Raw genomic sequence first — 6,991 nt, forward strand, 5'->3', positions numbered from 1 at the left:
TAGTATTATATAAAAGGAAATGGTAATAAAGAAACTATAGTTAATAGTATAATAGCTAGTGGCATAGAAACTGATAAAGAATAAAAATATAGTATAATGTTTGTTATTATGAACATAAATAGTACTTTTGTTTATAATAATGAACATTTAGTAAAATGAACAGAAAAAAACAGACCGTTTTTCCTAAGCACTTAATAACGCTAGAACAGATGGGTGAAAACATAAAGTTGGCTAGGAAAAGAAGAAAGCTTACTGCTGTTCAGGTAGCAGAACGAGCCGATATTGTTAGGACTACTTTATATCAAATAGAAAAAGGTAATCCTAGTGTTGCTATTGGTGCTTATTTTAATGTACTAAGAGTATTAGGCCTACAAGATGATTTTCTAAAACTCGCTTCAGATGATGAACTGGGAAGAAAACTCCAAGACCTAGAACTCCTTAAGTAATACTGTATCGTCAGTTCGAGTGATTTTCACATAATACAATGGAGTGAAAATAGTATCGAGAACATCTAACATCCAAAGATCTAACAATCCAAAATGTCCACAAAAACCGACATATACGTTTACGCCCACTGGCTGGGAATGAAAGAACCAAAAATAATCGGGATCCTTTCAGCACAACAAGCCAAAGGCAAAAAAGCATTCAGCTTTGAGTATGATAATGATTGGCTCAAATCAGAACAAAAATTTATGCTCGACCCAGACATACAATTGTATGGTGGTCCTCAATACCCAAACCAAAAGGAAAACTTCGGTATATTCCTCGACAGTATGCCCGACACTTGGGGACGCACCTTAATGAAACGCCGAGCAGCACAATGGGCAAAAGAAAACAAAGAAAAAGCACCAACGCTCTACGATATAGATTTCCTGTTAGGAGTATATGATGAAAGTCGTATGGGTGCATTACGTTTCAAAACCGACCCAAATGGCGATTTTTTAGACAACAATGAAACGGCTTCAACTCCACCTTGGGCATCAATTCGTGAGTTGCAAAACGCAGCCTATATTTTTGAGAATGATATCGATAACGAAGAAGTCAACAGATACCTCTCAGTACTAATTGCTCCTGGTTCTTCCTTGGGTGGCGCAAGACCTAAAGCCAATGTTTTAGATGCCGATAAAAGCGTTTGGATTGCCAAATTCCCTTCCAAAACAGATACTGTCGATAAAGCCGCTTGGGAATTTCTGGCCTATCAACTGGCTATAAAAGCAGGAATCGAAATGGCACCATGTCGTATCGATAGGATATTAGGAAACTACCGCACTTTTTTCACAAAACGTTTCGACCGCGAAAATGGTGAAAGAATACACTTTGCTTCAGCTATGACTATGACAGGAAACAATGAGGAAACAATCCGGGACAATCAGGCAAGTTATTTAGATATAGTAGAGTTTATAAGCAACTATGGCACAAACATAGAAGCCAATCTGCAACAACTATGGCGCAGAATAATTTTTAACATCGCCATTTCCAATACAGATGATCATTTAAGAAACCACGGGTTTATCCTAACCAAAGACGGTTGGATTCTGTCACCGGCATACGACCTCAATCCATCTATTGACAAAGACGGGCTAGCCCTAAACATTGATACCGATAACAACGACCTCGATTTTGAATTAGCAATTAGTGTAGGCGAATATTTTCGGTTAAACAAGAAACAAATGGAAACAATTATTCAAGAAGTTGTTGAGGTAACAACCAATTGGAAGACTATAGCTAATGAAATCGGAATTCCAAGAAGCGAACAAGAATTGATGGATAAAGCTTTTTACAAAAAATAAAACTAAAATATATGTGGATAAAAGAGCCAAATTTTCCACTTGGAGAATCGTTTAATGACAAGTTAAATTTTGTCTTTAAACAAGATAATATTTACGTTATGGATAATCATTTAGCAGCTAGTTGGTGTTGGATGGATTGTATTGATATTGGAGCAGTGTATAATCTCTTCCACATTGACAGACATTACGATTTACTACATTTTCCTAACACTGTACAAACACAAATAGTTGATGTTGGCATACAATTAAACTCATTAACATTAAATGAATATGTGGCGTTAAGGCAGCCAATGGCAGGAAGTCCAGATGCAGCTTTATTTAGATGGGACAATTATATTGGCAACTTGAATTTAGTGTATCCTAATTTATTTGGCTTTAAATATTTTGCAACACACAATGAAGGTACACCTCTTAATGATTTTATCGATAATGAATATGAAATAAAAGATCTTACAACAAATATTGAGTATTGGATGAGCCAAAGAGAAAATAAATGGATTCTAAATTTAGACATTGATTATTTTTTTGCAAACTCAGAGGAAGGAAAATATCAAATGCTTACAGATGAATACATTATCGAACTTTGCAAAAATATAAATCAGGCGAGAAAACATATTGCTGTAATCACAATTTGTTTAAGCCCTGAGTGCTGTGGTGGTTGGGATATTTCCATTCAAAAAGCAAAGCTAATATGCGAGCAATTAGGATTTGAATTGCCTTTATAAATTAAGCAACGGATTCTAAACTAGGAAAATAATCAATAATATTTCTTTTGTCTTTAGTAATATCGTTAATCATTTTGAAACAAAATCTACTAATAGTACTTTTCTCTTCATTAGTTAAAGTATCAGAAATTATGTTATTAGAATTAGCCGGATCAACAATACGAAGATATTCAATATTTGAAGCTATAAAGTGAGTCACATCTTTTAGTGCTTTTTCTATATTATTTGATATTGCTATTTGTTGAAAGGCTTTCTTAGCCAACCATTCCAAATGAATAGATTTTATTTTTAAATTATTTTCTGTTTTCCATACTTTCAGAAGTCTCACAATTCGTTTTTCACGATAATTAAAGTTTAGAAATGATAATTGCTTTTGAGCATTAGTTTTCTTGTAAATAGGTTTTTCAAAAAAACCGGTTTTGTTCACAAAAAGACAAGTATCGTTACTACCATTATCTATTTGACGTGTTGGAACTATATCAATTCGCTTTAATTCATCTTTAATTTTAAATTCAAGACCTATAGAATGTTTCTGTTCTCTAACGCTTTCTAATTTAACGTCTTTAAACTCATCAAAGACATAATCAGAAACTTTATAATAAACATCTGCCAGTGTTCCAAAATCTTTTTTAAATTGAAGTTGAATGTCAATATCCGAACCATATATTGAAGTCCCTTTTGCTATAGAACCATGAAATTTTGGAGTTATAGCCAAATCGCTTTTAAATTTTTGATTTAATTTAGCTTTAACTTGCTCTGCCTTATCAAGCAATAATGTATTATCATCTTTATAGTAATGCAATGATTTGTGAAGATAATTAGGCACACTTCCAAACTTTGAAAACACATGAGTCATTTTTTTATCACGAATAGAACCTAAAACAAAACCACCTGCTCCACCAAATACAGCTCCCTTAGTAGCCGCAAAAGCCAGTTGACCCCAATCAAATTTCTTTTTTGTGTCCTTACTATTAAGTTGGTTAATGGCGTTAATAATTGCATTTCCAACGCCACACACTATAGCTCCAGTCTGAGCATATTTTTTTGCTTTATTCATGTTTAATTAAATTTTTTGGTCAATCTCAAACCCTACAGATTTTGCATAAGCATTTAAATCAATAGCTGCCACAGTTCCTATCGACTGTTGTAAATATCTTGTAAGCTGAAGAAAAAATGTCACCAATGAATTCTCCTTTTCACTGAAAGTAACACTTTCAAACGTTCTGTTCAAATAGTAATCATTAATTCTTTTATCAAAATCTTTACTAGTAGTATCTTCAGTACCGGTATAATTTACATAAAAGCTTCCATAATCAACAGCACATCCCATTTCAATAGTTTGCAAGTTTTTCAAACTCTTTAAATGTCCTTCAATTGTGTTATTGTTTGCATGAGTATAGGAATTAGTACTTGATAATATCCCACCAATTATTTTTGTCAATGGTCTAGCTGGTACCTCAACACCCGCATTAATAATTTTTACAGACGTTCTTTTTAAGCTTCGCACACTTTCTATTTTCTTTCCTGCATATTCAAAAAAATTATCATCACTAACATTGCCCTGCAAATCAGGTTTCACCTCAAATACAGCATAAACACCTTCAGCCGGAATATAATGAATGCCGTTTTGTGTAAATACAAAGGGCGTATACTGTTGATCATAAATCACTAAATCAATTTGATGACTTAAACTACCATTACTATCTATTATTATAGCCTTATCAACACAATATCTATTGGGTAGATACTTCCGTAACCATTCAATCCAAACATTTTCTAGAGAATCTCCTTTTGAACCCGGATGCAGAATAAACTCTCTATTAGTATTTAATTGGGCAACCATCTGATTTTGCAACCCATTAAATAAGTCTCCTATTTTTATTTTACTACTCATATCTGTATAATTTATTTTTAAATTGAACATAAAAACCAAATTCAACTTTGGTTTTATTGTAACCTATAATCAACATTATAGGATTTTTTATCGACACCTCATTATGGTTTGCTATTGAATTAATAGCATTAATATCGGTACCACTCGGTATCGGTAAATTATTGGGATGAGTGTGCCATTCTCCAAGGTAAAATTTCTTCGGTTTCTCAGCATAAAACTGTTTTAATTTATTTTCAATCCCTATTGTATCTCTTTCAAACAAATAGGGAGTACCTTTAAATTTATTGGGCAAAATAGTATTTGTTATACTTAAATGGGTTTGGTCATCAGAATAATTACCAATCAAAAATCCACCAAACTCGTTGGGATAATGTTGCACCCCAATATCAATTATATTGGATAACAAATTGTCTTCAATATCTAATGTTAATCCTAGTTCTTTAATACTATACATCAAAACTCATCTAATTTTATTGAAAATACATCATCATTTGTTTTTAAAACAAAGTTTCTTAAAAGTTTATTGTCATTGCTCAATTTGATATTAATATGTTTAATAGCAAATTGAACTAACGTATTTATGTCATTGTATGATGCTTTGAAAGTTGGGCTCCAGCATCCGGTTGGGTTATGAATATCTTCTAACTCATTCTCCAATACATTCTCATACTGATTCATTACCCAATTATAACTATTGGGCTCAACAGAGCAAACAAGCTCTTTTGCATTATTGGTGATAGATAATGTTATAAGCCTTTTCAATTCGAGTTTACCTAAAATATATAACAAGTCGTTATCTGTTGAACAATCAATGATGATATCATAATGAAGTAATCTTCTTTGTAAATCATTAGTAGTATTGGTTAATCCCTGTGCAACTTTAGTATCCACATGAAACATCCTTACATCAATGATACCAACTTCTACGAAAGGCGAAATTGAAAATAGTTGATTGGATAAATCATCAACTTTATTGCAAATACCACTTAGAAATGAGTATTCAGACCGGCATACATTTTCGGGTTCTTTAATGTCATAATCAACTACATCAATACTTGTACAACCACATCTTGTTAATGTAGTAGCAACCATACTACCAATAGCACCAATACCAACAATCAGTATCTTGCTTTTTGTTATCTTTTCGGTCAATTTACCCCTGCCAAAAAAATAGTTATACGAACAATTTCTGGTAATACCCCACGTAATTGTTTCATTAATAAATCCGCCTCTCCATACTCTATCTTCTTTATAGGACTCAATCGGAAATTTTCCAATATCTAAAATAGCAACTTGCCAATGTATCTCCGTATCAGATATTTTATAGCCTATCAAAAAGGGTATAGGCTTCCCATTCAACTTTAAATTGTTTTTCTGTACACTATGAAGAAAAGTAAAAACATCTTGATTTACTAAGTATTCTATGTCTTCCCAATTAGTGATTATAAACTTTCCATTTATCGCAGGGGGATTTTCTAAAAAGACATAAATTCCGATATCCTTATTTGGTAATTGCTTTATAGCGCTGCTCCAATTACATTGTGCTATTAATTTACTCGAAGAATCTCTGAATTCTTGAATGACATGATTAAAAATTATCTTTTCATAATACAAACCGTTATTTATTTTTGAGTATTCAAAAAAACCAAACTGATGTTTACTAAAAACATAATCAACTTCTGTAAATAAAAAGGAAAAATGAAAGTCTTTAAACTCTTTGGGTTGCAATATTAAGTGCTCATAATGGTCATCATTATCTTTATTCAAATAATATCTCCAAATCCATCTTTTTAGTGAGTTTATATCAACTTCAATTTTTTTCTTTAAATCAATTTGATGTGAAGTATGCCTGCAAATAGAGCCATCACCCATCACATGCCCATAGGCCAAATAATCAGTATTAGAAAAAGTAATAGATTCCACATCCATCCTTTTTAAAGGATATTCGGGGTAAATTTTAACATCAAACAGCAAGTATTCATCAGTTGTTTCAACTTGGACTTTAATCTTTCCAACGATATTAAATTCCAAATCTGAACTAAGTGGAGTTTCGATTGAAACTCCACTTAGTTCAGAAAAAATTTGTTGGATTGTATGTAGTCGTTTATCTGTCATTTATCCGAATCTTTCATTTTTTGGTGGGTTAGAATAAAACCCATTCCCTTTATTTTCGTATTTATTACCCTCTTCTTCTTCCTTTACAAATTTTGCGTTTTCAGGAAAATAAGTTTTGATATTCTCATCATTATCCTCAATTCTTTCAAGCATATTTTTCATATCGTTAGATAGAGCCTGTCTTTCTGAAGTAGTTAATGTTTCTATCAAATCATTAGAGCCGTTTCCGGGATCTTTCAGTGTAAAATTGTCTCCGGTAACTTCATCACGGATATACTGCAATACCGTCTCTAGTTTGCTCCACAAATTACCTGATATATCCTTATTGTCAAAGGCTTTAATGGTAATCAATTCCAAAAAGAAAGATTTCGTTGGATAATTATACTTCGTATTCTTCCAAACTTTAAGTAAACGGATAACCTTTCTGATGGAATCCTTTTCAGTGGTCGCTCTATCCTTAATATTCT

7 protein-coding genes and 1 pseudogene are annotated in these 6,991 nt (G+C 32.4%); 3 read left to right on the forward strand and 5 right to left on the reverse strand.

The window, feature by feature from the left end; translation table 11 throughout:
- Positions 1-155 precede the first annotated feature (155 nt).
- From V7D82_RS13055 to V7D82_RS13065, 3 genes are all read left to right on the forward strand, one after another.
- Positions 156-446, forward strand: coding sequence for a helix-turn-helix domain-containing protein (locus tag V7D82_RS13055; RefSeq protein ID WP_162128004.1), 291 nt, complete (start codon positions 156-158; stop codon positions 444-446).
- 93 nt (positions 447-539) lie between these two features.
- Entirely contained in the window at positions 540-1,790 is a 1,251-nt protein-coding gene (locus tag V7D82_RS13060) for a type II toxin-antitoxin system HipA family toxin (protein ID WP_333601398.1), read from the forward strand.
- A gap of 11 nt (positions 1,791-1,801) precedes the next feature.
- The gene (locus V7D82_RS13065; RefSeq protein ID WP_333601399.1) at positions 1,802-2,515 is read left to right on the forward strand and encodes a UPF0489 family protein; all 714 of its coding nucleotides are present in this window, start codon (positions 1,802-1,804) and stop codon (positions 2,513-2,515) included.
- Position 2,516: 1 nt separating this feature from the next.
- On the opposite strand, the gene V7D82_RS13070 is transcribed toward V7D82_RS13065, so the two are convergent.
- From V7D82_RS13070 to V7D82_RS13090, 5 genes and pseudogenes are all read right to left on the reverse strand, one after another.
- Positions 2,517-3,572 (reverse strand): hypothetical protein, encoded by a 1,056-nt coding sequence (locus V7D82_RS13070; RefSeq protein WP_333601400.1) that lies wholly within the window; start codon positions 3,570-3,572, stop codon positions 2,517-2,519.
- A gap of 6 nt (positions 3,573-3,578) precedes the next feature.
- Complete coding sequence (locus V7D82_RS13075; RefSeq protein ID WP_333601401.1) at positions 3,579-4,409, reverse strand: DUF6602 domain-containing protein; 831 nt, start codon at positions 4,407-4,409, stop codon at positions 3,579-3,581.
- Positions 4,402-4,863 carry a Mov34/MPN/PAD-1 family protein gene (locus V7D82_RS13080; protein WP_333601402.1) on the reverse strand — a complete coding sequence of 154 codons (462 nt, stop codon included), beginning with the start codon at positions 4,861-4,863 and terminating at the stop codon, positions 4,402-4,404. The genes V7D82_RS13075 and V7D82_RS13080 overlap by 8 nt, the downstream gene beginning before the upstream one ends.
- Positions 4,863-6,524: a ThiF family adenylyltransferase gene (locus V7D82_RS13085; RefSeq protein ID WP_333601403.1), complete on the reverse strand. Its 1,662-nt coding sequence runs from the start codon at positions 6,522-6,524 to the stop codon at positions 4,863-4,865. The genes V7D82_RS13080 and V7D82_RS13085 overlap by 1 nt, the downstream gene beginning before the upstream one ends.
- Positions 6,525-6,991, reverse strand: a pseudogene (locus tag V7D82_RS13090) (nucleotidyltransferase); the annotation flags it as partial. It abuts the gene before it with no gap.

Source organism: Flavobacterium sp. (assembly GCF_036741995.1).
Taxonomy (GTDB): Bacteria; Bacteroidota; Bacteroidia; order Flavobacteriales; family Flavobacteriaceae; genus Flavobacterium.